Source organism: Paraburkholderia sp. J10-1 (assembly GCF_905220165.1).
In the GTDB taxonomy this organism is placed as follows: Bacteria; Pseudomonadota; Gammaproteobacteria; order Burkholderiales; family Burkholderiaceae; genus Paraburkholderia.
In genome coordinates, this window is sequence record NZ_CAJMYW010000001.1 from 648,709 (window position 1) to 672,788 (window position 24,080).

Genomic DNA, 24,080 nt, shown 5'->3' on the forward strand with positions numbered 1-24,080 from the left:
GTCACGCCTGAATGAGACGTTGCTCGCACATCGTTGCCAAGCGTGGCTCATCGTTCAGTGACATAGTCGCAGACGCATCGCAGCGGACAAATCGGACCTTGGTCTTACGCCGCCCCGAGGCACGGCGGGTCTTACTGGACCGTGTAGCCGCGCCCTTGCATGCAAGCGGCAAACGCGCGGTTGAACGTGTCAATGGCGCCCTGCTGCTGTTGCTGCGCGTTGGCCTGCTGCGCGCGCCGGTCCTGGCGCGCGCGCGAGCCGCCCACCATCGTTCCGGCCGCAGCGCCTACCGCCGCGCCTCTACCCGCGTCGCCGGTAATCGCGCCGATCACCGCGCCGCCCGCCGCGCCGCGCGCCGCGCCCTGAACACGTTGGCCACCGCCCACGGCAGGGCCCGAAGGCGGCGGTGGTGTCGCCGCAACCTGTTTCGGGTCGATTCCCGTGTTGCTCTTCGCCCAGGAGTAGCAGGCCGATTCGTCCGCATGCTGTTGCTGTGCGCTCTGCCCCTTCGCGGGATAAGCAATAGGCGTTGCCTGCGCGGCGCTCGCCAAAAGCAGCACGGCGGCGCACAGAGCGCCTGTCCGGCGATTTATATAGGTATCCATATCAACTCCTTGGGCGCGTGCGAGAGCGCGCCGATTACGCCTGCTGCTATCGGCGGGAGGTTGGGAAGCGAGCGCCGTGCTGTCGGCACAACGCCCAAATCCAGGGCGAACACTGCACCGTGCGGCCGGCGCAGTGGTCCGTTCAATGATGTGGGAGCGGTACAGCGAAGACAATCAGACCATGGTCCTACCGCCACCTGGCGCGGCTGAAAGGCGGCTCGAAGGCGAAATGGCGCGCCCGCCGGCGCACGGCCGGAGCGGCCATGCGGTGCGGCGGGCGCAGAAGGCGTGCCGGGGCGGATGCCGCGGCCCGATCAGAACTTATGACGGATGCCGAGACTCACCATGAACTGCGAACTCGAGCTGCCGTTGAGCCCATAGTCCGCCACGGAAGCCACCGCGGTGGTCAGGATGGAGCCCGTAGCGGTCGGCACGCGCTGCGTGCCGTTGGCGTGCTGCCACGCGCCGACAAGGTACACGTCGGTACGTTTGGAGAGGTTGTAGTCGCCGCCCAGCGAGACCTGGTTATAGGTTGCCGAGGTGTCGCCCGCGCTGTGCGTCCACGTATAGCCAATCCCGACGAGAGACGCCGGCGTGAGCGCATAGTTCACGAAACCGCCAGCAACGTTGTAGCGCTGGTTCGATGGGAACAGCGACTGGGCGTCGGCCTTGTACTGCGCGTTGCTATACCGGCCGCCGAACGTAAAGGGGCCGGCCACGTATTGCAGGGCAACGGAGCCAATGCCGACCCACTTGGCCGTTTCGTATGCGAGGTTCTGAAAACCGCCATCGAACGTGCCGTCCGAGGTGCTGGTCCAGTTGGTCCGTGGAATGGTGGAGTTTGCGTTATACATGCGCAAGTAACCTGCCGCGATGCTGAACGGGCCAGTCACATAGCTCGCTGCCGCCGACCAGGTCTGCTGCGAACCCGTCGCGCCCGCGACGCCGCCGAACGCATACATGCCTTCGACCTGGAAGCCCGCAAATTGCGGCGAGAGATATTTGATCGCATTGTTCGTACGAGAGCTGTTGTCGTTGTTGTCGACGTCGCCCGGCGTGGCGAACGTGCTGCCCCAGTAATTGTCTGCGGTAAGCGGCTGGACCATATCGACGACCGGATCGTACTGGCGGCCCAGTGTCAGCGTGCCGTACTGCGAGTGCGTCAAACCCACGAATGCCTGGCGGCCGAACAGGCGTCCGCCCTGTTCCGAAGTGCCGCTATTGATATCGAATCCGCTTTCCAGCTGGAAGATCGCTTTCAAGCCGCCGCCCAGGTCTTCCGTTCCCTTCATTCCCCAGCGGGACCCTTGCAGATTGCCACCTTGCATCCGATACAGGTTGTTTCCCTCGGCGTCGGCGTTGTGGACGAACTGGAAGGCTTCGTCGATCACGCCATACAGGGTGACGCTGCTTTGCGCTTGTGCCACCGGCGCCAGCATGGAAAGCGGAACAGGAAGCAACATAAGCGCAAGCTTTTTCATGTTTGCAACTCCTTCACGCACCGGGTAATCGGTATTCCTATATTAGTCGCTTGCTTTGGAACGACCTGCGCGTGAAATTGGTTCCGTTGTCGGCGCAAGACACTGAATACGGTACGATTGAAGGCCGGCGCTCTGTAACCGCAACTTACATAACGCCTTGATACCGGCATGTTTGCAAATGCCGAAAAACCCTCTTCCTATCGCACTGAAATCCGCTGCGCATAAACAATCAGGAGTCCATACACGATACCTGCGGCGAGGCTCGTGCATCCGCTATACCAGACGAGGCCAAGCGCCCAGCCCTTGCCCGCCACCGCGAGCCACAGCGCAACGAATAGCGCGCACCAACCCGCACAGCGCAGAACACGGGCAAGCGCGGCGGACAACCGCGCGCGGAACAACGCCTCCTGATGACGCTCCATCGCCATCGCGAGACACGTAAAAGCACTCACGCACAGCAGCAAAGCGAAAACCGGCATCACACGTCCTCCTGTGCCGCGAGTGCGTCCACGCCGCGCTTGCCCACCGCCTTCGTGCGCGGCCGGTGCCGCGCCGTGCGTAGCGCGAGCACCGCGTGCAGTGCGGCAAACGCCCACATCATCAGATCGAAGCCGGCATAAACCCAGTCGCCATCGGCGAGACTGCGCCAAAGCGGGCGCTGGGTGGTCAATGCATTGAGCACGGGCAACAACGCCAACAAGGCAGCCGCGAGCCACAGCAACTCGATCCACGCGCGTTTCGCGGGGCGCGCAAGCGCGTAAAACAACGTGGCCGCCCAGATCGCGAAGAACGCGTTGATTTCCGCGTCCGCGCGATGCGCGAGCGAGACCGGCAGCAGACGGTTGGCCCACACGTAGCCTGTCATCGCAATGGAGAGTCCGGCGATGCTCGCGATGTTCAGTCGCTCCACCACGCGAAAGCCGAAGTACGGCCGTTCGGGATCGGGCAGCTTCTGGCGGCGCTTCACCGTCCACATCACGAGCCCGGTGCCGACCATCGCCGTGCCCGCGAGGCTCACGATGAAATACAGCCAGCGCAACTGCAGGTCGCTGAAGCGCCCCATGTGCAGCGCGTACAGCACGCCGCGCGTTTCGGCCGCCCCGCCCACGCTGTCGTTCACGCTGAGCAATTTGCCGCTCACCCCGTCGAACAGCAGGTACTGCGGACTCGTCGACACGCGTTCGGCCTCGCCCCGCGAAACGGCCACGCGCGCGCTCGCGTCGCCGGGGTTCGTCACCGTCACGCGCAGCACGTTGTCTCGTCCCCAGCGCGCCTGTGCTTCGCGCACCATCGCGTCTACCGGCGCGAGCGGCGCTTTCACGCCGAGCGGCTTGCCGGGCTGGATATACGCGCTCATCTGCGCGGCCAGCGCTTCGCGCTGCGCAGGCGTCTTCAGCGCGATTTGCGCACCCCATGGCATGTACATCGTCATCAGCGTGACGAGACCCGTGTACGTGATCATGAGGTGGAACGGCAGGCCGAACACCGAAAGCGCGTTATGGGCGTCCAGCCAGGAACGCTGGCCCTTGCCCCAGCGGAAGGTGAAGAAGTCCACGAAGATCTTCTTGTGCGTGATCACGCCGCTCACGATCGCCACGAGCATGAACATCGCGCACAGCCCCGCCAGCCAGCGTCCCCACATCACCGGCATGTAGTAGAACTGGAAATGGAAACGATAGAAGAACTCGCCGCCCAGCGTGTCGCGCGCGCTGACCTTGTCGCCCGTTGCGGGATCGAAGGTCGCTTCGCCGAAGGCGCGCTTGCCTGACGCCGTAGCGGGCATGCGCCAGAACGCGCTGGCGATATTGCTGCGTTCGGTCGGCAGCTGCATGCTCCACTGCGGGCTGCCCGCCGCAAGCGTTTCGAGCGTGCCGTTGACGCGCTGCGCGACGGCGGCGGGGTCGGGCGCGACCTGCTGGTGCGCGATTTCAGGCCGCATCCACTGCGATATCTCCTCCTTGAAGTAGCTGACCGTGCCGGTCAGGAACATCGCGTAGAGAATCCAGCCAACGAGCAAGCCGGCCCACGTGTGGAGACCGGACATGCTCTGACGCACGCCGCGGGCTTGCGGTTGTTTGTCCGATTGCGTCATGTGTGCGTGCCTCCCGCCGCCGCTACGCCGGGTTCAGTAGACGTTGCGGACGCAACCGACGACGAAGCCCACCACGCCGCCAATGCGAGCGGCAGCGCCGCGAGCAGCAAGCCGGCCCACGCGCGCCGCGCGCTTCGCGCGAGAAATACCCAGATCACCGCGCCCGTGTAGACAATGAAGCTCGCCAGCATGCCCGTGATGACGCCTTGCGGTGCGCTCATGGGCAGCGCGAGCGCAGCCACGCTCGCGAGTGCGCCAAGCGCATAGCCGCCGACAATCGCGCCGGCAATACGCGCGGCGAGCGGGCCCGCGCGACGCATGAATGCGAGCGTTGTGCTCATGCCGCCGCTCGCGCGGCTGCGGCGCCGCCCCCCGGCGAACGCGTAGACAGCAATAACCCCGCCAAAACTCGTTTCATGACGCTTCCTGCAAGCTTGAGATGTCGATCTGCACCAGGGCGCGGCGGCCTGCGCAGGCGCGCGCCAATGCTCACCTGCGCTTCACGCGAGGTGTCCGGATCGTATTGGGGGGCGTTGATGTATTACCGACGAGGTCGTGATGATACCCGGTACGCGCCATGTGGGCAAAACGGCGGACCCATGCGAAAACGCAGGCGAGCGCCTGCGTCATTGGTTGTTCATGCATCCATCTCGTACGACCAGGCGCGCCAGCACAGCTCCCGGCGCGCCTTCGGCGCTCAGATCGACTTGACCTCGCCGCCGTCCATTCTGAGCGTCGTGCCGGTCATCCAGTGCGCGCTGGGCGAGACGATGAACGCCATCAATTCGGCAATTTCCTCGGGCGTGCCGTACCGCGCAATGCCCGCTTCGGCCGGGAATTTCGCCGTAGCTTCCGCCACGCTCATGTCGTGCAGCGGCGCCCAGTGCTCCAGATACGACTGGCGGCGGCCCGTCATCACGGGACCGGGCAGCACGCTGTTGACCTGCACGCCGTCTGCGATGCCGCGGTCCGAAAACGCCTTCGCGAGCGCGACAATCGCCGCGTTGATCGTGCCGACTGCCGCATAGGGCGCCTTCGGAAACACGGCCGAATTGCCCGACATCAGCACGACCGCGCCGGAACTCGCCTTCAGCGCCGGCCAGGCTTCGATCGTCAAACGTCTCGCGCCGTGCAGTTTCAGCGCGAGGCCGGCCTCCCATTGCTCGTCGGTCATTTCGAACAGATCGATCTGCGGCACCGCGCCCGCAATGTTGAGCAGCGCGTCGATGCGCCCGAACGCCGCGAGCGTTTGCTCCACCACGTGTCGCGCAGCTTCGACTCGCGACAGGTCGATGTCGATGACGAGCGCTTCGGCGCCTGCCTCCCTCACCTGCGCGGCGGTCTGCTCGAGTTGCTCGCGGTTGCGCGCCACCACGGCGACAGCGTCGAAGTCGCGCGCCAGCCTCACGGCCGTCGATCGGCCAATGCCCTGACTTGCGCCCGTTACGATTGCGACTTTTCCAAACATCTTCCCACTCCTCGTTCGATCAGTATGGCGAATCATCATTCGAGAAACTGCGTGATCGCCGTGCCGATCTCGTCGGCGTGCGTTTCCAGTGCGAAGTGCCCGGTGTCGAAAAAGCGCACCACCGCTTGCGGCAAGTCGCGCTTGAATGCCTCTGCGCCGGGCGGCAGGAAGAACGGATCGTTCTTGCCCCACACGGCGAGAAACGGCGGCTGGTGCTTGCGGAAGTACGCTTGAAACGCGGGGTACAGCGCCACGTTGCTGCGGTAATCGCGGAACAGGTCGAGCTGGATCTCTCGCGCGCCGGGTCGGTTCATGTAGTAGTCGTCGAGCGAATAGCCGTCCGGCGACACCGCCGACGCATCGGGCACACCGTGCGTGTATTGCCAGATCGTCGCTTCGCGCGTGAGCATGGCGCGCAGCGCGTCGCGATTCGTGGGCGACGGGTCCTGCCAGTAAGCGCGAATCGGATTCCAGCCGTCGCTGAGGCCCTCCTCGTAGGCATTGCCGTTTTGCGAAATGATCGCCGTGATGCGCTCGGGATGCGCCAGCGCGAGACGAAAGCCCGTGGGCGCGCCGTAGTCGAATACGTACACCGCGAACCGGTCGAAGCCGATGCGTTCGGTAAAGCGCGCGATCACGTTCGCGATGTTCTCGAACGTGTACGCGAATTGGTCCCGGTCCGGCAAGTCCGATTGACCGAAGCCCGGCAGGTCCGGCGCGACGATATGGAAGCGTTCGGCGAGCTTCGGAATGAGGTCGCGGAACATGTGGCCGGCGCTCGGAAAGCCGTGCAGGAGCAGGAGCTTCGGTGCGCCGGTGCGCCCGGCTTCGCGGTAGAACACGTTGAAACCGTCGACATCGGCGCGGCGGTAGGTAATGGCTGCCATGGGTTCCTCCAGAGATGAACGGACAGATGAATGGACAATCGCGCGGGTCAGCGCGAAGAGACGGACCGAACAGCTTCGGCAATGACTTGCACCACGGCGTCGGGCGCCGTGACGCTCGGCGTGTGGTCGACTTCGTGGGCGTGGATCTGGGCGTTCATGCGGCTTGCCATGAAGCGCTGCGTGCCGGGATCGATCATGCGGTCCTCGCCGGCGACGAGAAACCAGGCCGGGCGGTCTCTCCATCGCGGACGCGCCACCGCTTCGCCAATGCATGCCGCCGCAATGGGACGCTGGATTGCGGCGAGCGCCGCCGCCTCCTGCGGCGTGGCGTGTTGTGCGAACGCATTGGCGAACGCCTCGTGCGGCAGCCAGATCCAGCCGTGGCGGTCGGGCGCGAGTTGCGGCGCCTGCGGGTGCGTCTTGCCGCGATAGAACACGTCGGCCACGGTCTCGCCTTCGTCGGGCGCGAGCGCGGCCACGTACACCAGCGCCGCGACGTTCGCGGCGCGCGTCGCGCCGATTACGGCGCCCGCGTACGCATGACCGGCCAGCACGACCGGCCCGTCGACGCGTTCGAGCGTGCGCTCGAGCGCCGCCACGTCGTCACCGAGCGATGTGAGCGGAAGCGGCGCGGCCACCGCGTCGATGCCCTGACCGCTCAGCCGTTCGATCACCTTGCTCCAGCTCGACCCGTCCGCCCATGCGCCGTGCGCCAGCACCACCCTCGTATTGCCGTGAGACATGCCCTGCTCCCAGGAAAGTGGCGCTGATCGCGACATCGATCGCGCTGCGCCGTCACCGTGAGTAACCATACAAACGACGTTTTAGAGGTTACTCATCGGTGATGTAACTTGTCAAGAACGATTTTGATGGTTACACTGAATGCACCCTGATTACCCTTTTTGCGGCAAGAACATGGACTACCGTCCAATCCCTGCGATATTCGTGGCCGACGCGCCCGGACTCGACTTCCTGAACTCGGTCGCGACACCGGTGGACGTGCCCTTCGACTGGATCGCCGACGGTGAAGGTTTGCTGTCGTGGCTCGAACAGGCGGGCATGGTCCCCGCATCGGCGCTCGCCGCCCTGCGCGCGCAGTTCACGGCCGCCGAGTTCGACACGGTTGCTGGCGAGGCGCGCGCCCTGCGCGAATGGTTCCGGGGCTTCGTGCGGGAAAGAAAAGGCCGGCCGCTAGCCGGCTCTGATCTGGGCGAACTTGCGCTGCTGAACGACCTGCTCGCGCGCGACGATCGCTACGGCGAGGTCGTTGCAGCCGGTCGCGAAGGCGCGGCGGCGTTCGAGTACCGCGTGAACCGGCGCTGGAAAACGCCGGAATCGCTGTTGATGCCGATTGCCGAAGCGCTGGCGCAACTGGTGTGCGAGCAAGACTTCACGCACGTGAAAGCGTGCGAAGGGCCGAAATGCACGCTGCTCTTCGCCGACCACACGCGCGGCCACGCGCGCCGCTGGTGCAGCATGGCGATCTGCGGGAATCGGGCGAAAGTTGCCGCGCACCGCAAACGGCTTAAGGAGCGCGAAAGCGCCTGAGGCGTTGGTGCAGGCAGGCTTGTCTCTCTGTACTTTTTCTTCGCGCAGTCATTCGGATACCTTACCGAATCACGTCAGTCGCGATCCGGTGCGCCGAGCGGAAAGAGCGGGCGGTATGGCCGCGCCTCGTTCACGGCACGCGCGTACGAAGGCCGCGCGAGCAGGCGCTCGCGATAGGCGCGCAGCACGGGATACGCCGGGGCGATGCGATGCGTCCAGTCCGCGTAGAAAAGCGACGAAGACGCGGCGCAATCCGCCATCGTGTAGTGCTCGCCCGCCGCCCAGGTTTTGCCCGCGAGATGGCCTTCGAGCCATGCATAAGCAAGTTCGAGCTTTTCGGCCGCAAAGGCCCGCCCTTCGTCGCGCCTCGCCGGGTCGCCGGTCAACGCGCCGTCCACGGCGCGTTGCACGGGCGTCATGACATGCAAGTCGAAAAAGCGGTCGAGAAAGCGCACGTCGAGCGCGGCCATGGGATCGGCGGGCAGCAGGCGTACCGGCCCGGGATGCTCGAGCTGCAGGTATTCGATGATGATGCTTGTTTCCGCAACGTTGCGCTCGCCGTCCACGAGCACCGGAAACTTGCGCAGCGGCCAGCGTTGCAGCCACTGCGCCGTATGTTCGGGCGAATCCGGACCGATGCCGCGAAATTCGAACGGTGTGTTGTTCTCGTACAGCGCGACGAGCACTTTCTGCGTGTACGAGGAAAACGGGTGACCATATAGCGCGAGCGACATCGTCGAGTCTCCTGATTCGAGCGGGGGGCAAGTCGTTGAACCATGCGCCGGTTGCGTGCGGATTGCAAGCGCGGCCAGGCACTGCAGCGGCGCGTGTTCGGGCAACTGTACATGGCGCCGGCCCGACGCGTGACGTATCGTGCACGCGTGCGGTTTCCCTTCCCGGCCCTCTCGATATGCTCAACATCCTTGGCAAGGCATCGTCCATCAACGTTCGCAAGGTGCTCTGGACCTGTGTCGAATTGAACCTTCCCTTCGAGCGGGAGGATTGGGGCGCGGGCTTTCGCTCGACACATGAGCCCGAGTTCCTCGCATTGAATCCCAATGCGCTCGTGCCGGTCATCAAGGACGGCGATTTCGTTCTGTGGGAGTCGAACACCATCATCCGCTATCTGGCGTCGCGCTATGGCGGCGCGCATCTCTATCCTGCCGATGCCGTGATGCGCGCGCGCGTCGATCAATGGATGGACTGGCAGGCGACCGATCTGAACCGCTCGTGGAGCTATGCATTTCTCGGTCTGGTCCGAGCGTCGCCCGCTCACCAGGCGACGAACGACATTGCCCTTTCGGTCGACACCTGGACCCGCCACATGCGCATTCTCGACGCGCGGCTGCAGGCAACCGGCGCGTTCGTTGCCGGCTCGCAATTTTCGCTTGCGGATATTCCCGTTGGGTTGTCGGTGAACCGCTGGTTCGGCACGCCGTTCGAGCATCCCCGTTTGCCCGCCGTTTCCGCGTATTTCGAGCGGCTCGCCGAACGCCCCGGGTTTGCGTTGCATTGCGCGAACGGGGTGCCGTGAGGAACGGCGCGCGGGTTTGCCTATCAGGCGCCGCTATCCGACGCTGACGTTCAGGCGCTGCGTCATCCAGCGCCGGTATTTGCGGGTGCGCGCCACGTCCGCCAGTTGTTGCACGATCAGCGCTCGCAACGGCGACACTGTCGGATCAGGCGTCTTTCCCCGGCTCAATCTGCGCAACTGAAACTTGACTGCAGCCATGTTGGCCAGCGAGGCCAGCGGTTTGTTCTTCCATGTGATTGGCGCAAGCGCCGGCGCGTTGTCTTTGCCGGCACGCCAGTCGCGGGGCAAACCCGGATCGATCGCCAGGGCGGTGCCAATACCGACCATGTCCACCCCGCTCGCAATGACCTGTTCGGCAACGGTGCGGCGGCGAATGCCGCCCGTGACCATCACGGGCATCTTCGCGATCGTCCGGATATCGCGGGCGAATTCCACGAAATAGGCTTCGCGGGCCAGGGTGCGCCCATCGCGAGCATCGCCTTGCATGGCCGGGGCTTCATAGCTGCCCCCGGACAGTTCCACCAGGTCGACCGCCAGATCGTTCAGCAACGTCACGACGTGCCGGGCATCGTCGGCACTGAACCCCCCGCGCTGGAAATCGGCGGAGTTCAGCTTGACGGCCACGGCGAACCGCGGGGAAACCACCGCACGAACGGCTTTGACGATCTCCAGCAACAGGCGAGCCCGGTTCTCGAGCGAACCGCCCCATTGATCCGTTCGCAGGTTAGTGAGCGGGGAAAGAAACTGGCTTAGCAAATAGCCGTGCGCCGCGTGGATCTCGACGCCCGTGAAGCCGGCCTGCTCGCCCAGCCGCGCCGTGCGCGCAAAGCGCTGGATCACGTCTTCAATCACTTCGCTCGTCATCGCGTGGGGCGTATTGAAGTGCTTCGACATCTTGCCCAGCGCCAGCGGGACAGCCGAAGGCGCCCATGTCTGCTGGCCAAGATTGGCCCGCATCTGCCGTCCCGGATGATTGATCTGCAGCCAGAATTGCGCGCCCTTCAAACGGCCGATCTGCGCCCAACGCCGGAATGCTTCGAGGTGCTTGTCATTCTCGAGCACGACCCCGCCCGGTCCGGTCATGGCGCGGCTGTCGACCATCACGTTGCCGGTAATGAGCAACCCGGCGCCGCCTTGCGCCCACGCCTGATACAGACGCATCAGTTGCCCGGACGGGGCGTGGTCGGCGTCAGCCATGTTTTCTTCCATGGCGGCCTTGGCGATGCGGTTCCGGATCACGGACCCGTTGGGCAATGGCAGTTTGTCGAACACGTTCATCGGTTCACCTCGTTGGATCGAGGTTCGACTTTAAGGTTGAAGTCAACTTTAATGTCAACCCCTTTCGCGAGGTGAACAAGGGCAGCCCGGACTAGCCGCATCTGGACGCTTGACCTTCAAGTTGAGTTTAACCTTAAAGTGCTGGCTGAAGTCCTGCATATCGCGCTGCATGCCGGCGCGTGCCAGGTTAAACATCGGGAAAGGTCAGCGAACATGGAAAGGCGCTACACACAGGTCGAATTTGGACTGCATAAGGTCGAGGTGCCGGCAGGCGGCTACTACGACCGCTTCCGGATGAACCCGAACCTCGACGAAGTGGCGCGGGACCCTGCTGCGGGCAATATCGACTATTTCCGCAGGATTCCAAAGCAACTGGTGAACTCGCGAGTGGGTCCGACGTGGGCGCCTAACTTCTACTATCGCACGCACAATGTCCAGGTGCTCTTTCTCGCTCCCTTGTCCCGGCTGCGAGCGATGTTGCCGACCCCGCTGGAGCCGCTTCGGGCATTCCCGGGCTTCGGGCTAGTCGCGCTGACTTTCTTTTCGTATGCCGTTTGCGATAACGACCCCTACGACGAAGTTTCCGTTGCGATCGTGATTCGTCGGCCTGGCGCGAGCGGGTCCCATGCGCTGGAACTGCTCGACTCCATGCGGCGTCGAAGTTTCTTCGCACATGTGCTGGCACTGCCCGTGAGCACGGAAATCGCGCGGGTGCGTGGCGTGTACGGCTATCAGTTGCCCAAATGGCGCGCGCAGATCGATGTGAGCATCGGCGCCGATGTCAGGGCGCGTATTGCCGGCCCGGGTGGCGCGCCGGACCTGACCTTGAATGCGCCGCTTCCGGCCTTGCGCGATGTCGTGTCTCAATCCCATATGGGGACGACGACCATGGTCAACCGGGTCGATGGACAATGGCATCAGGCCACGGTGCAGACCAATACGCTATCGTTCGCTCAACGCCTTTTCCCGCGCAACGTCACCCTGTTGCGCGGTGGCGGTCCACTGAGCCAGTTGCTCGACGGACTGGGCGTCTCAACCATCATTCGTATGGACGTGGTCAAGGACGCGCAGGTCGTTCTGAATTTGCCAACGCCGCTAAAGGTCTTCGATTGTGCGTGAACGTGAGCAGGGAGGCGCGCATTCCACCGCCGCTAACACGCAGCCACACAAGGAAACGCCTATGACCGCTCCAGCCTGTGACATTGTCGTGTTTGGGGCCACTAGCTTCGTTGGTCAAATCCTGACGCGATACCTCGCCGAACACCTTGCACAGCAGCATGAAACTTTGCGCTGGGCCATTGCGGGCCGATCACAAGCGAAGCTCGACGACCTCAGGCGCTCGCTGGGCGCGGCGGGGCAATCCCTGCCCGTCATCGTCGCGGACGCCGCCAGCGAAACCCAGTTGCGAGCGCTGTGCGCGCAAACCAGGGTGGTCGTGTCCACCGTCGGCCCCTATGCGCTTTATGGCGAACCGCTAATCAAGGTTTGTGCGGAAAGCGGCACCGATTATTGCGACCTCACTGGCGAGACCCCGTGGATCAAAACAATGATAGAGAAGTACGAACCGGTGGCGCAGAAGACGGGGGCGCGCATCGTGCATTGCTGCGGCTTCGACTCGGTTCCCTCGGACATGGGCGTGTGGTTTCTGCAGCAACACGCGATGCGCCAATTCGGTGTGCCAGCTACGCATGTCAAGATGCGCGTCAGAACCCTCAAGGGCGGCGCGTCGGGCGGCACGGTCGCTAGCGTGATCAACGTGGTCCAGGAGGCGGCTGCCGATCGGTCCTTGCGCAAGGCACTGATGAATCCCTATGTGCTCTGCCCGGAAGATCACGGCTTCAACGCGCGCCAGCATTTCATCAGGTCCGCTCAGTTCGATTCCGCGTTCGATGCGTGGATCGCGCCCTTCGTAATGGCGGCCGTGAACGAGCGCGTCGTTCACCGCTCGAATGCGCTCTCGGGCAACGCCTATGGCACTCAGTTCACCTATGACGAAGCCGTCTTGACGGGGCCGGGCCTGAAGGGACGCCTGAGCGCCCTGGCCGTCATGGCAGGGCTCGGGGCGTTCATGGCGGGCATCGTCATCGGCCCGGTTCGCAGCCTGATGCAACGCTTTCTATTGCCCAAACCGGGTGAAGGTCCAAGCCCCGAGGCTCAACGGGCGGGTCGCTACGATTTGCGGTTTTTCGGCCGAACCGACGAAGGGCAAGTGCTGCGCGTGAAAGTGACCGGAGATCGCGATCCGGGTTACGGCTCGACCGGCAAGATGCTGGGGCAGGCGGCGATCAGCCTCGCGCGCGATCTCGTCGAGGACGGCGCCAAGGCCGGGCGCCCCGGCGGATTCTGGACGCCGGCCACGGTATTCGACGCACGCTTCATCGAGCGTCTGACTCGCTATGCGGGTTTGCGCTTCGAGCCGATATGACGTGTGACGAGGGTTGAAGCGATTCGGGCGAAGCGTTAAGTTGACGGTCAGGTTCGGTCTGACCGGGGGAGTGTCGGAAACATGAAAATCGGTGAACTTGCGCAGCGCACGGGACTTGCGGCTTCGCGTATTCGCTTCTACGAGGGTCTCGGCCTGCTGAAGCCCGAGCGTGAGCCGAACGGCTATCGGACGTATTCAACTCAAGCCGTGCTGGTGCTCGATCTGATTGCGTCGGCACAGCAAGCCGGTTTCAGTCTGGACGAGATTCGCACGCTGCTACCGCCCGACTTGACGCAGTGGAAGCACGGCTCGCTCGTCGAAACGCTGCGCGGCAAGGTGCAGGATATCGAAGCACTGGAAATGCGGCTCGCGCAGAGCAAGGCGCATCTCGTCGCGCTTCTGGCGGAAATCGAAACGAAACCGCACGACATGGATTGCACCGCCAATGCGAAGCGGGTGTTGTCGCGGATGCGCTCGGGGGAGGTGAAAGCGCCGGCTCTGCAGGCCGCGGATGTCACAACGCTTCGCAAAGCGAAGCGTCGCGGGCCGGTCAAGGACCGCTAGCACGCGTGCCGCTTGGCCTGCCCTTGCCGAGCCTCACAGTAACGAAGCGACCCGCTCGGCTGTCGCCTTCGCCGACTGCGGGTTTTGCCCGGTCACCAGCCGGCCATCGGCAACGACCTTCGAGACGAACGGCAGCAGGGCTTTTTCGTAGCGCGCGCCGCGCCGCTTCATCTCTTCTTCGGCGTTGTAGGGTACTTTTTTCGCGACGCCCGCCAGCACTTCTTCTGCCCATGAATAACCGGTAACCCGGCGCTGCGCCACGAGCCGTGTGCCGTCGGAGAGCGTTGTATTGAGCAGTCCGCAGTAACCGTGGCAGACGGACGAAACGACCCCGCCGCGTTCGTAGATATCGCGGGTGATGCGCTGCAGGCCGGCATCGTCGGGAAAGTCCCACATGACGGCGTGGCCGCCCGTGAAATAGATCGCGTCGAAGTCTGCCGCGTCGATCTGGTCGGGGCGCGCCGTGGTCGCCAGAAGTGCCTGGCGGTCCTTATCGCTTAGCCACGCTTTCACCGACGCATCGGCCAGCGGCCATTTGAGCGAGCGCGGCTCCAGCGGCGAGAGGCCGCCCTTCGGACTCACAAGACGTTGGTCATACCCTTTCCCGGCGAAGACGTGCCACGCATGCGTCAGCTCGGATAGCCAGAGGCCGGTCGGTTCGGCCTGGTCGGCATAGCTGGCGACGTTGCTGACAACATGCAGCACGCGTTTGGTCATGCTCACCACTCCCTTTTGCTTTGCCACCGGAACCTGGCGCCGATGCGTTGCACGTCACGGTGGGCAGTCACAACCATAACGTTCAAGTGAAGTTGAAGGTCAAGGTCTTTCGACACTTCGAGCTGAGCGACACGGTTATTCGCTGACGCGGAAATACTCGCTTGGCACCACCCCAAGCTGCTTTTTGAACATCGGGGTGAATGCGCCAGGGCTGTCGTATCCCATACTGAGCGCGACATCCAGAATGCTCTGACCGGTCGCGAGCCGCTCCCAGACCGTGCACAATACGCCCATGCAAGCCCCAGACCTCGAACGCCTCGTCACCCTCGCCATGCCCTTCGGCAAATACAAAGGCCGGCTCATCGCCGACCTGCCCGGGCATTACCTCAACTGGTTCGCCCGAGAAGGCTTTCCGCCGGGCGAGATCGGCCGGCTGCTCGCGCTGATGCACGAGTTGGACCATAACGGCCTGAAGGGATTGCTCGAGCCGCTGCGCAAACGCGCCTAGCGCCAATCCGGCGCCCGGCGCACAATGCGCTGGCGAATCTCTTGCGAGGCAGCGCAACATGGCCAGATTCCAGCCCGATGGATGGCATACCGTCACGCCGCGAATCGTCGTGCGGGACGCGGAAAACCTGATCGCGTTCATCAAGACGGTGTTTCTGGCGCAGGGCGAATTCCGCCACGGGCTGCCTGCCGAAATCAGGATCGGCGATTCCGTCGTGATGGTCAGCGGATCAGACGGCCTGCGCGATCCAATGCCGGCATTCCTGTATGTCTACGTCGAGGATACCGACTCGACGTACCAGCGGGCAGTGGCGGCTCATGCGATCTCGCTCGAGCCGCCAACCGACCTGCCATACGGCGACCGGCGCGCGATGGTTAGAGATCCGTGGGGAAACACCTGGCAGATCGCCACACATCAGCGCGACCTCAGCGCCGCCGAGATCCAATCAAGGTTGGCCAACGAAGGTTAGGCGAACGGCGCTTGCAGGACAATGGCGTCGTCGCGTTCAGGGCCGGTGGTGACCATCGCCACGGGAACGCCCACTTCGTTGTGGATCGCCTCGATCAGCGCCGCTGCCTGCGGTGGCAGATCGCCATATGCGCGCACGCCCCGGGTCGACCCCGTCCAGCCATCGAAACGCCTGAGGACCGGCTGAAGGCGCTGCTGCTCGGCGTTCGTGGACGGCATATAGTCGATGCGCACCCCGTCGAGCATATAGCCCACGCAGAGCTGCACCGACTCGAAGCCATCGAGCACATCGAGCTTGGTCAGCGCCAACTGGTTGATGCCCGCGACTTTGCAGCTCTGCCGCAGCTGCACGGTGTCGAGCCAACCGCAGCGGCGCGGGCGGCCGGTGTTGACGCCGTACTCGCCGCCGCGCTGCCGGAGTTCGTCACCGAGCGCTCCGTCCAGCTCCGACGTGAACGGACCTTCGCCAACCCGCGTTGCATAGACCTTGCTGACGCCCAGCACGCGCCCCAGGTGCGCCGGGGCAATGCCGGCGCCACTGGCCGCGCCGGCGGCAATCGTGCTCGACGATGTGACGTACGGGTAGCTGCCCCAATCCACGTCCAGCATGACCGCCTGCGAGCCTTCGAATACCACGTGCTTGCCCGACGAATGAGCGCGATCCAGTTGCTCCCACACACGACCCACGAACGGCAGGATGCGCGGCGCCATGGCAAGCAGGTTGCTCAACATCGGCTCGAGCGGGAACGGCTCCTGGCCCGAACCGCGAAGCCACGCGTTGTGGTGCTCGAGCAAGACGGCGAGTTTCCGGGCCAGCAGTTCCGGTTCGGCAAGATCGCACACGCGCAGGCCGCGGCGGCCAACCTTGTCTTCGTAGGCCGGCCCAATGCCGCGCAGCGTGGTGCCCAGCGGCTTCGCGCGCAGGCGTTCCTGGGCGGCGTCGATGGCGCGGTGCACCGGCAGGACCAGCGTGGCCGTTTCGGCGATTTGAAGCACCTCAGGCGTTACGCGAATGCCCAACGCCGCCATCCGGTCGATCTCCGCGAAAAGCGCTTCGGGGTCGAGCGCAACGCCGTTGCCGATCAGGCCGAGCTTGCCGCGCACCACGCCGCTCGGGAGCAGCGCGAGCTTGTAGGTTCGGCCATCCACCACCAGCGTGTGCCCGGCGTTGTGCCCACCGTTGTAACGAACGACGATGTCCGCCTTCTCCGCGAGCCAATCCACGATCCGGCCCTTTCCCTCGTCGCCCCACTGCGCGCCGACCACGACGACATTCGACATGCGTTATTTCCCCTGGTGAGTAAATCGAACAGATCCGCAACCGGAGCTGCTGCCAAGGGGCTCAATATAGGGCTCCGTCGCTGCCACGAAAAGCGATGTAAACTCACGGAACTTGTCAGGAAAAGTCACATAGGATCTGGGTTATGTCGCGCCGTTTGCCGCCGTTGAACGCCTTGCGCGTATTCGAAGCCGCCGCTCGCGCGGAAAGTTTTTCGGCGGCAGCCGAGGAGCTTTGCGTCACGCACGGGGCCGTTAGCCGGCAAGTGCGGCAACTGGAGGACTGGCTCGGACTCGACCTGTTCGAGCGTCGCGGCCGAAGAGTCGTTTTGACAGCGTCGGGGCGCGCTTACCTGGCCGAGGTATCGGCGGCGCTCGATCGCATTGCGCTCGCGACCAGTGAGCAGCTTCGAGCCACACGGGCGCAGATCGTGAGGGTCAATGCGCCCACGACCTTCGCGCTGCGCTGGCTCTTGCCGCAGCTTTCCGGCTTCCAGCTGACCAATCCGGCGGTCGAGGTGCGGCTGACCACGTCGGATGAGCCGATCGAAAAGCTCGGCGACGAATGCGATGTGGCGATTCGCGGCAGCGAACAGAAGGCGGCCGGGTATGCGGTCAAGGAGTTCTTGTCGGAAGTCCGGCTGCCGGTTTGCTCACCCAAGGTGCTGGAAATGCACCCGATACACGATGTCCCGGACCTCGCGCACCACACCCTGCTCCACACGGCGACCTATCCCGGCCTTTGGGCGGAGTGGCTTGCGGCAAGCGGCAATCCCGGGCTTGCGCCTCGCCATTCCCAGCAACTGGATCACTTCTACTTGACCCTGCAGGCCGCCATCGACGGTCTGGGTATTGCAATGGGTCCTACCGCGCTCGTCGCGCTCGACGTCAAAGAGGGCCGCCTCGTGTTTCCGTTCGACGGCCCCGCCCTGCCCGCATGGCGCTACTGCAGCTATGTCCGCGAGGCGCGGCTCGATGACCCGGCCATCCATACCTTTCTCGCGTGGTTGCGCGAACTCGGACAGCGCTTTTCGGCGTAGACAGATGGGGGCATCGCTTGCTTGACAGCGCCAATTCGATGCTTTAAAAAGTAAAGCATGAAAATTCCACGACCAGGACAACCCGTTCGCGGCTCGACAACCGGACGGCCGATCATGGTCGTGCTGGACCTGCTCGGGCGGCGGACCGCACTGCGGATACTGTGGGAACTGCGCGGCGAAGCGTTGACGTTCCGCGCGCTCCAGGAAGCCTGCGACACCAATGCCCGCCTGCTCAATACACGGCTCGCGGAATTGAGAGCGTCGGGTCTCGTCGAGCACGGCGAGGGGGGTTATCAAATGACGGCCGAAGGCAGGAAACTCCGGGCCGCATTGCAGCCGCTGCAAGTCTGGGCGCGCGAGTGGGCCGAGCGCGACCCGCAGGGGTTTGAAGCGGCCGATCGCGATCACTGCGGCCGCGAGGCTTAATTCATCAGGTTTCCGAACGATTCACGCACTAGGCTGCGCAAGCCTGCACTAGCCTGCACCACAGGCAAGCCACGTTCCGCACGCGCCAGGGAGTTGAACGATGTTGCACAACGTGAACCATCTCCGCTGGAAGATCGTGGCCTTGCTCGTCGCGCCACTGACGTTCGTGATGACGCTCGACCGCACAGCCATGGCGGTCGCGGCCCCGACGATCCAGAACGAACTGGGCCTGTCGATCGTCGAGATGTCGATGATACTCACGATCTACTTCTGGGCCTACGCAATCGGACAGATCCCAGCGGGCCGCGCTGCCGAACGCTACGGGTCGCGCAAGGTGCTGTTCGGCACGAGCACGCTCTGGTCGCTCATGATGATCGCCACACCCCTGGGCGCCTCCTTCGCCTGGCTCTTCGGGTGCCGCCTCGTGCTGGGCGGGGCGCAATCGGCGGACTGGTCGAGCAGTGTCGTCGCTCTCAAGCGCTGGGTTCCGGCCAGCGAGCGCGCAAAAGGCAATGCCCTGCTGCTCGCGGGGCTTTATCTTGGCCCGATCGTTTCGGCGCCGCTTACGGCGTGGACCATCGCGCGGTTCGGATGGCATGCCGTTTTCTACGGATTCGGCGCACTGGGCCTGCTGCTCGGCGCAGTCTGGTGGTTCGGCTACCGCGACACGCCGGCAGCGCATCCGCTCATCACGAAAGCAGAGGCCGAGTACATTGCAGACGGCCAGCCAACTGGGCACACCGCGGCCAAGGGGGCGCTCAGGCGCTGTCTGCGGCAGTGGCGCTTCTGGATTTTCGGTGTCCAGTACTTCCTGCTGGTGCTGATCCAGAGTTTTTATACGACGTGGCTGCCGACGTACCTCATGCGAGCGCGCGGGCTTTCGCTCAAGGCGATGGGTCTGTACGCGTCGTTGCCGTGGGTGGCGGTGTTCGTGGCCGTGTTCGCCGCGGGGGCGTTCAGCGACTGGCTGCTCAGAAAGACCGGCTCGATCCATCGGGCGCGCACGCCCGTTGCGATGAGCGGATTTGTCGTGAGCGCGCTTGCGTTGGCCGCGGCCTCGCGAGCCAGTTCGATTGCCGTGGTGATCGGCTTGCTGTGCCTGTCCTTTGCGGCGGTGGGATTCGTGCAGGTCGTCGTGTGGTCTGCCACGCAGGATCTCGGGCGCGAGTTTGCCGGCGTCATGTCGGGCTGGACGAACGTGTGGGGGGCGCTGTCGAACGTCGCCGGCCCCATGACGCTGGCTCTCATCGTCAAGGTCACGCATAGCTGGGGAAGCGGCATGATCGTGATCGGCGCGGCGGCGGCTTGCGGTGCGCTGCTATGGCTGTTCGTGCACCCCGAGCGCCCCTTGCTCGGCGACGACATGGACGGCCCGCCAGCCCCCGTTGAAACGAGCGCGACAACAGAGCCAGCCAGGGACGCGGCCGCTTCGCGCAACGATGCGCGCGAAGCCGATGCCAATGCCGGACAGGTGTCCGAGCAGAACGGCTGAAACGTATCAGGCTGTGTTGACATGAACCCGCAAATGCAGCCGCCGAAATGCGTTCGGCGTCATGCCTTTGCTCTTCTTGAAGAGCCTGCGGAAATATCCGCTGTCTTCGAATCCGCATTCGTAGGCGACCTGCGCGATCGTCAAGCGGTCCTCAGCAAGCACAATGGCAGCGTGCAGCATACGGCGTTCGTGCACGGCGTCGGTCAACGTACGGCCATACACGGCGCGATATACCCGTCCTAGATAATCCGCATTGCAGCCCAGGTGCGCCGCAATCGACGATGCGCTGATCGCCTCATGAAAGTGCGTGCGAATCCACCGGTCGGCGCTTGCCGCCAACTGCTGCGGCGCTCCGTCGACAGCCGTGGCCGCGACGCGCGAGCGCTTCAGTTCCCAGAGCATCTGCAGGATCGCGAGGCTGTCCGGCACCGGTTGGACGCCATAGATTTGCTGGTCGTTCAAGAGACGCTGGAACATGCCCGACAAATGATCGGGCCGCTCGACGCGCGCGTGCTGGGGAATCTCCAGCCACTCACGCGACGCCGAGCCGGAAGGCGGCGTTTCAGGCAGCGTGAAATGCACCCAGTAAAACTTGAGGTCGGGGGCGAACGGCGACGTGCCGCCGTGCAACCTGCCAGGCCAGAGCAACAAGGTTTCGCCCGCATTCACTTCGAATTGCCTGCCGTCCTCGTGAAGTTGCAGACAGCCCTGCCGCACATAAATCAGTTCGTGAGACTGGATTCTTCGCGACGGATGCACGCCCACGCCGCGCGAGACAAACAGACCGCCATTACTCGCTTCGAGAGGCGGCAACCAGGCCAGGCGGAGTGCGGAATCTGTCATGGGTAGAAAAGTCGGAATTGTCCTGTTTTACTGCGGATTCTTCATCTTGCGAGTCCAAACGTAGCGTGTCAATCTTTGCGCACCGGGCGTTCGCGGAGAGCCGGAAAAGGCCGCTGCAACGCACAAAGGTAGAAAAAAGCACATTTCCCAAAGTTTGGCGGCACGTACCAAGCGGCGATGCCAGCATGACGGCCAGCAAAACGTCGCAAAGCGCGTGTCGATGACAAGAGGAGACATCCATGATTCGATACAAGCGGTGGCTTGGACGGTTGGCATGCGTGGCATGGTTCGCCGCGACCCACGCACAGGCCGATGACGGCATTTCCTTTTGGGTACGCGCGTCGGATGCGGCGTTCGTCACACCGCTGGTCGCCACCTGGAATCAAGGTCATCCGACCAAAGTCAATTTGACCGTCATTCCGAACGACGACTTCGTCACCAAGTTCGGCACCGCTTCGGCCGGGGGCGCCGCGCCGGATGTGATCGCCATCGACCTGATTTTCGTGCCCGAGTTTGCGCGCGCAGGTCAGCTGACCGATATCGGCGACCAGGCTAAAAAACTGCCCTTCTACCAGAGCCTCAGTCCCTCTCATCTGCGGCTCGGTAATTACCAGGGCAAACAATACGCGCTGCCTTTCAGCGCGGAAAGTTCGATGCTGCTGTACAACAAGAGCCTCTTCAAGCGCGCGGGTTTGAATCCCGATCAGCCGCCGAAGACGTGGGCCGAACTCGAAGCCGACGCCAAAAAGATCACCGCGCTCGGCAACGGCATCAAGGGTTTCTATTTTTCCGGCGCGTGCGGCGGCTGCAACATCTTCACGATGACGCCCTACGTGTGGGCTTCAGGCGGCGACCTGCTCTCGGCGGACGGCAAGACCGCCACGTTGACTAACCCCGCGCTCGAAGGCACGCTCGCCATGTATCGGCGCATGTGGGAAGCGGGCGATATTCCGGCGAGCGCGAAAACCGACAGCGGCGCGAACTTCATCAATGCATTCCTCACCGGCAAGATCGGCATGGTCGGCTCCGGCGCATTTTCAATCGGCATCCTGAAGAAAACGCATCCTGAGATCGACTTTGGGCTCGCCTATCTGCCCGGACAAAATGGCGGCTGGGCGAGCTTCGCCGGCGGCGATTCGATCGCGATTCCGGTGGGCTCGCAGCACAAGCAGGACGCGCTCGAGTTCATCAAGTGGAGCCTTGGCGAGCAGGTCCAGGTCGATCAGTTCGCGAAGAACGGCAGCATTCCCGTGCGCGTCGACCTCGCCGACAACGCCTATAGCAAGCTCGACAGCCGCTATCTGCTGGCGGCCACGGCGATGAGCAAAGGCCGCACGCCGTACAGCACGAAGTTCAATCAGTTAATCAACGATCCCAACGGCCCCTGGCTCGCGATGATTCAGGAGGCGGTCTTCGGCAAGGGCGTCAACGCAGCCGTCACGACTGCGCAGGCACGCTTCACCGAGATCCTGAACGCCCAATAGCGCGTGATCACGCCTGATCACTGAGCAATCACGCCCAACAGGAGGCGCGAAGACGATGGACGTCCTCAACGATGCACCGCCCGGCGGCAGCCGCTTCGCGCTGCCGGCCAACGCTCGCAAGCAACGTGGAGGCGTCGGCCGGCGCGGCGCGGGGTACTGGTTCGTGCTGCCATGCCTCGCCTTCACGGTGGTGTTTTTCCTGCTGCCGCTGGCGATGACGATCGGCATGTCGTTTTACCGCTGGCCGCTGATGGGCGTCCCCTCGTTCGCGGGACTGCGCAACTATCTGGAACTGCTGCACGACGCGTCGTTCTGGGGCGCGCTGTGGTTTACGACCGAGTACACGCTGCTCGTGACGCCTGCCATCTTCGTGGTGGCGTTCCTGCTGGCGTTGCTCGTGAATCAGGCAAGCCGCTTCGTCGGCATCTTCAGGACGGCGTTCTTTCTGCCGGTCGTCATCGGCATGACGACGGCGAGCCTGCTTTGGGTCTGGCTGTTCAACGATCAGGTCGGCATCTTCAGCGCGATCCTCATGCAACTGGGTATTGTCAGCGAGCCGGTCCAGTGGCTCGGCGACACCCACTCCGCGCTCGCCTCGCTGATCGTCATGGTGGTGTGGAAAGCGTGCGGCTTCACCATGGTGATCCTGCTGGTCGGCATGCAGGCCATTCCGCGCGATCTGTACGAGGCGGCGCGCATCGACGGCGCGCGCTGGTGGGCGCAACAACGCTATATCACGCTGCCGATGATGCGGCGCACCTTCGCGCTCGCGCTGATCATGGCCGTGATCGGTTCCTACCTCGCGTTCGAGCAGTTCTACGTGATGACGCGAGGCGGGCCAATGAACAGCACGATCACCGTGGTCCACTGGATCTATCGCGCGTCGTTCACGTATTTCAAGCTCGGCTACGGCGCGGCAATGTCGGTGGTGCTGCTGATCGTGTTGCTCGCGCTCAGCGTGATCCAGATGATTCTTCTGCGAGACGACGATGAGTAACAAGCTACGTTCCGCCGATACCGGCTTCGTTCCCATGCCGCCGACTCCACTGACGTCCAGCGTGCCCGCCGTGGACTATGCGGGCCACGCGAGCCGGCTAAAGGCGCGGCTTTCGGTAGTGCTTTACTACCTGATTTGCGGCGTGCTCACCCTGATCTTTCTGTTTCCGATCGCCTGGTCCGCGCTGACTTCGTTCTATTCGCCCGCCGATGCGAGCGCATCGCCGCCGCGCTGGATTCCGTCGCGTCTGTCGTTCGAGAACTACCAGAACCTCGCGGGCTACGGTGAAGGGATCTGGCGTTATCTCGGCAACAGCGCGTCTGTGGCGCTGATGACGGTTGCCATGACGCTCGTGCTCTCGACGCTCGGCGGCTATGGGTTCTCGCGATTCCGCTTCCGGGGGCGCAATGTCATCTTCGTCGTCATCCTGGCGACGCTGATGATTCCGTTCCAGTCGATCCTCAACCCGCTCTTCGTGCTGCTGCGCTGGATGCATCTGCAAGGCACGCTATTCGGGCTCGCGCTCGTCTACACGACGTTCCAGTTGCCGTTCGCCGTGTTCATGATGCGCAACTCGTTCGACTCGGTTCCGCTGGAAATCGAGGACGCTTCGCTAATCGACGGATGCAGCTCGCTCCAGTCGCTGCGCATGATCATGCTGCCGCTGGTGCTGCCGGGGCTCGTGACGGCTGGGCTGTTCGCTTTCTTCGGTTCCTGGAACGAACTGCTGGCCGCGCTGATCCTGCTCGGCGACGCCAGGCACTACACCCTCCCCGTCATGCTCCTGAACGCGCAAAGCGGACAACTCGGGGCGATCGACTGGGGGCTCATGCAGGCCGGCATCACGATTTCTATCCTGCCGTGCGCGCTTCTCTTTCTGCTGCTGCAGCGCTTTTACATCAACGGTCTGATTGCTGGCGCGGTCAAGGCATAACCTTTCCCATA

27 protein-coding genes are annotated in these 24,080 nt (G+C 63.7%); 13 read left to right on the plus strand and 14 right to left on the minus strand.

Annotated features, from left to right (window positions below):
* Nucleotides 1-131 precede the first annotated feature (131 nt).
* The 8 genes from U5A65_RS02850 to U5A65_RS02885 form a co-directional block, all read right to left on the minus strand.
* A complete protein-coding gene (locus tag U5A65_RS02850) occupies nucleotides 132-605 on the minus strand; it encodes a glycine zipper family protein (RefSeq protein ID WP_321908419.1) in 474 nt (157 codons plus the stop codon).
* Between the two features lie 314 nt (nucleotides 606-919).
* Complete coding sequence (locus U5A65_RS02855; RefSeq protein ID WP_321945416.1) at nucleotides 920-2,086, minus strand: porin; 1,167 nt, start codon at nucleotides 2,084-2,086, stop codon at nucleotides 920-922.
* A 197-nt stretch (nucleotides 2,087-2,283) separates the two neighbouring features.
* Nucleotides 2,284-2,565 carry a DUF3325 domain-containing protein gene (locus tag U5A65_RS02860; protein WP_321908417.1) on the minus strand — a complete coding sequence of 94 codons (282 nt, stop codon included), beginning with the start codon at nucleotides 2,563-2,565 and terminating at the stop codon, nucleotides 2,284-2,286.
* A complete protein-coding gene (locus U5A65_RS02865; RefSeq protein ID WP_321945417.1) occupies nucleotides 2,565-4,178 on the minus strand; it encodes a PepSY-associated TM helix domain-containing protein in 1,614 nt (537 codons plus the stop codon). Before U5A65_RS02865 ends, U5A65_RS02860 begins: the two co-directional genes overlap by 1 nt.
* Nucleotides 4,175-4,519 (minus strand): DUF3649 domain-containing protein, encoded by a 345-nt coding sequence (locus U5A65_RS02870; protein ID WP_321908414.1) that lies wholly within the window; start codon nucleotides 4,517-4,519, stop codon nucleotides 4,175-4,177. Before U5A65_RS02870 ends, U5A65_RS02865 begins: the two co-directional genes overlap by 4 nt.
* 356 nt (nucleotides 4,520-4,875) lie before the next feature.
* Nucleotides 4,876-5,646, minus strand: coding sequence for an SDR family oxidoreductase (locus tag U5A65_RS02875; protein ID WP_321945418.1), 771 nt, complete (start codon nucleotides 5,644-5,646; stop codon nucleotides 4,876-4,878).
* A 35-nt stretch (nucleotides 5,647-5,681) separates the two neighbouring features.
* The gene (locus U5A65_RS02880) at nucleotides 5,682-6,533 is read right to left on the minus strand and encodes an alpha/beta hydrolase (protein WP_321945419.1); all 852 of its coding nucleotides are present in this window, start codon (nucleotides 6,531-6,533) and stop codon (nucleotides 5,682-5,684) included.
* 47 nt (nucleotides 6,534-6,580) lie between these two features.
* Nucleotides 6,581-7,276: an alpha/beta hydrolase gene (locus tag U5A65_RS02885; protein WP_321908409.1), complete on the minus strand. Its 696-nt coding sequence runs from the start codon at nucleotides 7,274-7,276 to the stop codon at nucleotides 6,581-6,583.
* 172 nt (nucleotides 7,277-7,448) lie between these two features.
* On the opposite strand from U5A65_RS02885, the gene U5A65_RS02890 reads away from it, so the two are divergent.
* Nucleotides 7,449-8,081, plus strand: a complete 633-nt coding sequence (locus U5A65_RS02890; protein WP_321908407.1) for a CGNR zinc finger domain-containing protein — start codon at nucleotides 7,449-7,451, stop codon at nucleotides 8,079-8,081.
* 74 nt (nucleotides 8,082-8,155) lie between these two features.
* Here the strand turns inward: U5A65_RS02890 and U5A65_RS02895 are convergent, their stop codons facing one another.
* Complete coding sequence (locus tag U5A65_RS02895) at nucleotides 8,156-8,815, minus strand: glutathione S-transferase family protein (RefSeq protein ID WP_321945420.1); 660 nt, start codon at nucleotides 8,813-8,815, stop codon at nucleotides 8,156-8,158.
* Nucleotides 8,816-8,991: 176 nt separating this feature from the next.
* On the opposite strand from U5A65_RS02895, the gene U5A65_RS02900 reads away from it, so the two are divergent.
* Entirely contained in the window at nucleotides 8,992-9,615 is a 624-nt protein-coding gene (locus U5A65_RS02900; protein ID WP_321908402.1) for a glutathione S-transferase, read from the plus strand.
* A 33-nt stretch (nucleotides 9,616-9,648) separates the two neighbouring features.
* Here the strand turns inward: U5A65_RS02900 and U5A65_RS02905 are convergent, their stop codons facing one another.
* Nucleotides 9,649-10,893, minus strand: a complete 1,245-nt coding sequence (locus U5A65_RS02905) for an NADH:flavin oxidoreductase/NADH oxidase family protein (RefSeq protein WP_321945421.1) — start codon at nucleotides 10,891-10,893, stop codon at nucleotides 9,649-9,651.
* 213 nt (nucleotides 10,894-11,106) lie between these two features.
* Between U5A65_RS02905 and U5A65_RS02910 the strand changes: the two genes are divergently transcribed.
* The 3 genes from U5A65_RS02910 to U5A65_RS02920 all read left to right on the plus strand — a co-directional run bounded on the left by U5A65_RS02910 (nucleotide 11,107) and on the right by U5A65_RS02920 (nucleotide 13,882).
* The gene (locus U5A65_RS02910) at nucleotides 11,107-12,012 is read left to right on the plus strand and encodes an acetoacetate decarboxylase (protein ID WP_321945422.1); all 906 of its coding nucleotides are present in this window, start codon (nucleotides 11,107-11,109) and stop codon (nucleotides 12,010-12,012) included.
* A gap of 61 nt (nucleotides 12,013-12,073) precedes the next feature.
* Nucleotides 12,074-13,318: a saccharopine dehydrogenase family protein gene (locus tag U5A65_RS02915; protein ID WP_321945423.1), complete on the plus strand. Its 1,245-nt coding sequence runs from the start codon at nucleotides 12,074-12,076 to the stop codon at nucleotides 13,316-13,318.
* A gap of 81 nt (nucleotides 13,319-13,399) precedes the next feature.
* On the plus strand, nucleotides 13,400-13,882 hold the full coding sequence (locus U5A65_RS02920) for a MerR family transcriptional regulator (protein WP_321934572.1): 483 nt from the start codon (nucleotides 13,400-13,402) through the stop codon (nucleotides 13,880-13,882).
* A 33-nt stretch (nucleotides 13,883-13,915) separates the two neighbouring features.
* Here U5A65_RS02920 and U5A65_RS02925 read toward each other — a convergent pair whose 3' ends face one another.
* Together U5A65_RS02925 and U5A65_RS02930 are read right to left on the minus strand one after the other, a co-directional pair.
* Entirely contained in the window at nucleotides 13,916-14,599 is a 684-nt protein-coding gene (locus U5A65_RS02925) for a type 1 glutamine amidotransferase domain-containing protein (RefSeq protein ID WP_321908394.1), read from the minus strand.
* Between the two features lie 135 nt (nucleotides 14,600-14,734).
* A complete protein-coding gene (locus U5A65_RS02930; protein ID WP_321945424.1) occupies nucleotides 14,735-14,962 on the minus strand; it encodes a helix-turn-helix domain-containing protein in 228 nt (75 codons plus the stop codon).
* On the opposite strand from U5A65_RS02930, the gene U5A65_RS02935 reads away from it, so the two are divergent.
* Nucleotides 14,892-15,107, plus strand: coding sequence for a DUF3820 family protein (locus tag U5A65_RS02935; RefSeq protein ID WP_158761255.1), 216 nt, complete (start codon nucleotides 14,892-14,894; stop codon nucleotides 15,105-15,107). The genes U5A65_RS02930 and U5A65_RS02935 overlap by 71 nt on opposite strands.
* A gap of 58 nt (nucleotides 15,108-15,165) precedes the next feature.
* Nucleotides 15,166-15,576: a VOC family protein gene (locus U5A65_RS02940; protein WP_321908387.1), complete on the plus strand. Its 411-nt coding sequence runs from the start codon at nucleotides 15,166-15,168 to the stop codon at nucleotides 15,574-15,576.
* Here the strand turns inward: U5A65_RS02940 and U5A65_RS02945 are convergent.
* Nucleotides 15,573-16,856, minus strand: coding sequence for an adenylosuccinate synthase (locus U5A65_RS02945; protein ID WP_321945425.1), 1,284 nt, complete (start codon nucleotides 16,854-16,856; stop codon nucleotides 15,573-15,575). The two genes, U5A65_RS02940 and U5A65_RS02945, sit on opposite strands and share 4 nt — an antisense overlap.
* 143 nt (nucleotides 16,857-16,999) lie before the next feature.
* On the opposite strand from U5A65_RS02945, the gene gcvA reads away from it, so the two are divergent.
* From gcvA to U5A65_RS02960, 3 genes are all read left to right on the plus strand, one after another.
* Entirely contained in the window at nucleotides 17,000-17,893 is an 894-nt protein-coding gene (gene gcvA / locus U5A65_RS02950) for a transcriptional regulator GcvA (RefSeq protein WP_321908382.1), read from the plus strand.
* Nucleotides 17,894-18,007: 114 nt separating this feature from the next.
* Nucleotides 18,008-18,319 (plus strand): winged helix-turn-helix transcriptional regulator, encoded by a 312-nt coding sequence (locus U5A65_RS02955; protein WP_321908381.1) that lies wholly within the window; start codon nucleotides 18,008-18,010, stop codon nucleotides 18,317-18,319.
* A gap of 100 nt (nucleotides 18,320-18,419) precedes the next feature.
* Nucleotides 18,420-19,811 (plus strand): MFS transporter, encoded by a 1,392-nt coding sequence (locus U5A65_RS02960; protein ID WP_321945426.1) that lies wholly within the window; start codon nucleotides 18,420-18,422, stop codon nucleotides 19,809-19,811.
* 6 nt (nucleotides 19,812-19,817) lie between these two features.
* Here the strand turns inward: U5A65_RS02960 and U5A65_RS02965 are convergent, their stop codons facing one another.
* Nucleotides 19,818-20,654, minus strand: a complete 837-nt coding sequence (locus U5A65_RS02965; RefSeq protein ID WP_321945427.1) for an AraC family transcriptional regulator — start codon at nucleotides 20,652-20,654, stop codon at nucleotides 19,818-19,820.
* Between the two features lie 239 nt (nucleotides 20,655-20,893).
* On the opposite strand from U5A65_RS02965, the gene U5A65_RS02970 reads away from it, so the two are divergent.
* The 3 genes from U5A65_RS02970 to U5A65_RS02980 are packed head-to-tail and all read left to right on the plus strand — an operon-like array spanning nucleotide 20,894 to nucleotide 24,069.
* Nucleotides 20,894-22,138 (plus strand): sugar ABC transporter substrate-binding protein, encoded by a 1,245-nt coding sequence (locus U5A65_RS02970; RefSeq protein WP_321908374.1) that lies wholly within the window; start codon nucleotides 20,894-20,896, stop codon nucleotides 22,136-22,138.
* A gap of 55 nt (nucleotides 22,139-22,193) precedes the next feature.
* Nucleotides 22,194-23,135, plus strand: coding sequence for a sugar ABC transporter permease (locus U5A65_RS02975; protein WP_321945428.1), 942 nt, complete (start codon nucleotides 22,194-22,196; stop codon nucleotides 23,133-23,135).
* A complete protein-coding gene (locus U5A65_RS02980; protein WP_321945429.1) occupies nucleotides 23,128-24,069 on the plus strand; it encodes a carbohydrate ABC transporter permease in 942 nt (313 codons plus the stop codon). The genes U5A65_RS02975 and U5A65_RS02980 overlap by 8 nt, the downstream gene beginning before the upstream one ends.
* The last annotated feature ends 11 nt before the right edge of the window (nucleotides 24,070-24,080 follow it).

Coding starts and splice junctions, on each gene's coding strand:
- U5A65_RS02850 (WP_321908419.1), bottom strand. CDS start 605: ATGGATACCTATATAAATCGCCGGACAGGCGCTCTGTGCGCCGCCGTG.
- U5A65_RS02855 (WP_321945416.1), bottom strand. CDS start 2,086: ATGAAAAAGCTTGCGCTTATGTTGCTTCCTGTTCCGCTTTCCATGCTG.
- U5A65_RS02860 (WP_321908417.1), bottom strand. CDS start 2,565: ATGCCGGTTTTCGCTTTGCTGCTGTGCGTGAGTGCTTTTACGTGTCTC.
- U5A65_RS02865 (WP_321945417.1), bottom strand. CDS start 4,178: ATGACGCAATCGGACAAACAACCGCAAGCCCGCGGCGTGCGTCAGAGC.
- U5A65_RS02870 (WP_321908414.1), bottom strand. CDS start 4,519: ATGAGCACAACGCTCGCATTCATGCGTCGCGCGGGCCCGCTCGCCGCG.
- U5A65_RS02875 (WP_321945418.1), bottom strand. CDS start 5,646: ATGTTTGGAAAAGTCGCAATCGTAACGGGCGCAAGTCAGGGCATTGGC.
- U5A65_RS02880 (WP_321945419.1), bottom strand. CDS start 6,533: ATGGCAGCCATTACCTACCGCCGCGCCGATGTCGACGGTTTCAACGTG.
- U5A65_RS02885 (WP_321908409.1), bottom strand. CDS start 7,276: ATGTCTCACGGCAATACGAGGGTGGTGCTGGCGCACGGCGCATGGGCG.
- U5A65_RS02890 (WP_321908407.1), top strand. CDS start 7,449: ATGGACTACCGTCCAATCCCTGCGATATTCGTGGCCGACGCGCCCGGA.
- U5A65_RS02895 (WP_321945420.1), bottom strand. CDS start 8,815: ATGTCGCTCGCGCTATATGGTCACCCGTTTTCCTCGTACACGCAGAAA.
- U5A65_RS02900 (WP_321908402.1), top strand. CDS start 8,992: ATGCTCAACATCCTTGGCAAGGCATCGTCCATCAACGTTCGCAAGGTG.
- U5A65_RS02905 (WP_321945421.1), bottom strand. CDS start 10,893: ATGAACGTGTTCGACAAACTGCCATTGCCCAACGGGTCCGTGATCCGG.
- U5A65_RS02910 (WP_321945422.1), top strand. CDS start 11,107: ATGGAAAGGCGCTACACACAGGTCGAATTTGGACTGCATAAGGTCGAG.
- U5A65_RS02915 (WP_321945423.1), top strand. CDS start 12,074: ATGACCGCTCCAGCCTGTGACATTGTCGTGTTTGGGGCCACTAGCTTC.
- U5A65_RS02920 (WP_321934572.1), top strand. CDS start 13,400: ATGAAAATCGGTGAACTTGCGCAGCGCACGGGACTTGCGGCTTCGCGT.
- U5A65_RS02925 (WP_321908394.1), bottom strand. CDS start 14,599: ATGACCAAACGCGTGCTGCATGTTGTCAGCAACGTCGCCAGCTATGCC.
- U5A65_RS02935 (WP_158761255.1), top strand. CDS start 14,892: ATGCAAGCCCCAGACCTCGAACGCCTCGTCACCCTCGCCATGCCCTTC.
- U5A65_RS02930 (WP_321945424.1), bottom strand. CDS start 14,962: ATGAGCCGGCCTTTGTATTTGCCGAAGGGCATGGCGAGGGTGACGAGG.
- U5A65_RS02940 (WP_321908387.1), top strand. CDS start 15,166: ATGGCCAGATTCCAGCCCGATGGATGGCATACCGTCACGCCGCGAATC.
- U5A65_RS02945 (WP_321945425.1), bottom strand. CDS start 16,856: ATGTCGAATGTCGTCGTGGTCGGCGCGCAGTGGGGCGACGAGGGAAAG.
- gcvA (WP_321908382.1), top strand. CDS start 17,000: ATGTCGCGCCGTTTGCCGCCGTTGAACGCCTTGCGCGTATTCGAAGCC.
- U5A65_RS02955 (WP_321908381.1), top strand. CDS start 18,008: ATGGTCGTGCTGGACCTGCTCGGGCGGCGGACCGCACTGCGGATACTG.
- U5A65_RS02960 (WP_321945426.1), top strand. CDS start 18,420: ATGTTGCACAACGTGAACCATCTCCGCTGGAAGATCGTGGCCTTGCTC.
- U5A65_RS02965 (WP_321945427.1), bottom strand. CDS start 20,654: ATGACAGATTCCGCACTCCGCCTGGCCTGGTTGCCGCCTCTCGAAGCG.
- U5A65_RS02970 (WP_321908374.1), top strand. CDS start 20,894: ATGATTCGATACAAGCGGTGGCTTGGACGGTTGGCATGCGTGGCATGG.
- U5A65_RS02975 (WP_321945428.1), top strand. CDS start 22,194: ATGGACGTCCTCAACGATGCACCGCCCGGCGGCAGCCGCTTCGCGCTG.
- U5A65_RS02980 (WP_321945429.1), top strand. CDS start 23,128: ATGAGTAACAAGCTACGTTCCGCCGATACCGGCTTCGTTCCCATGCCG.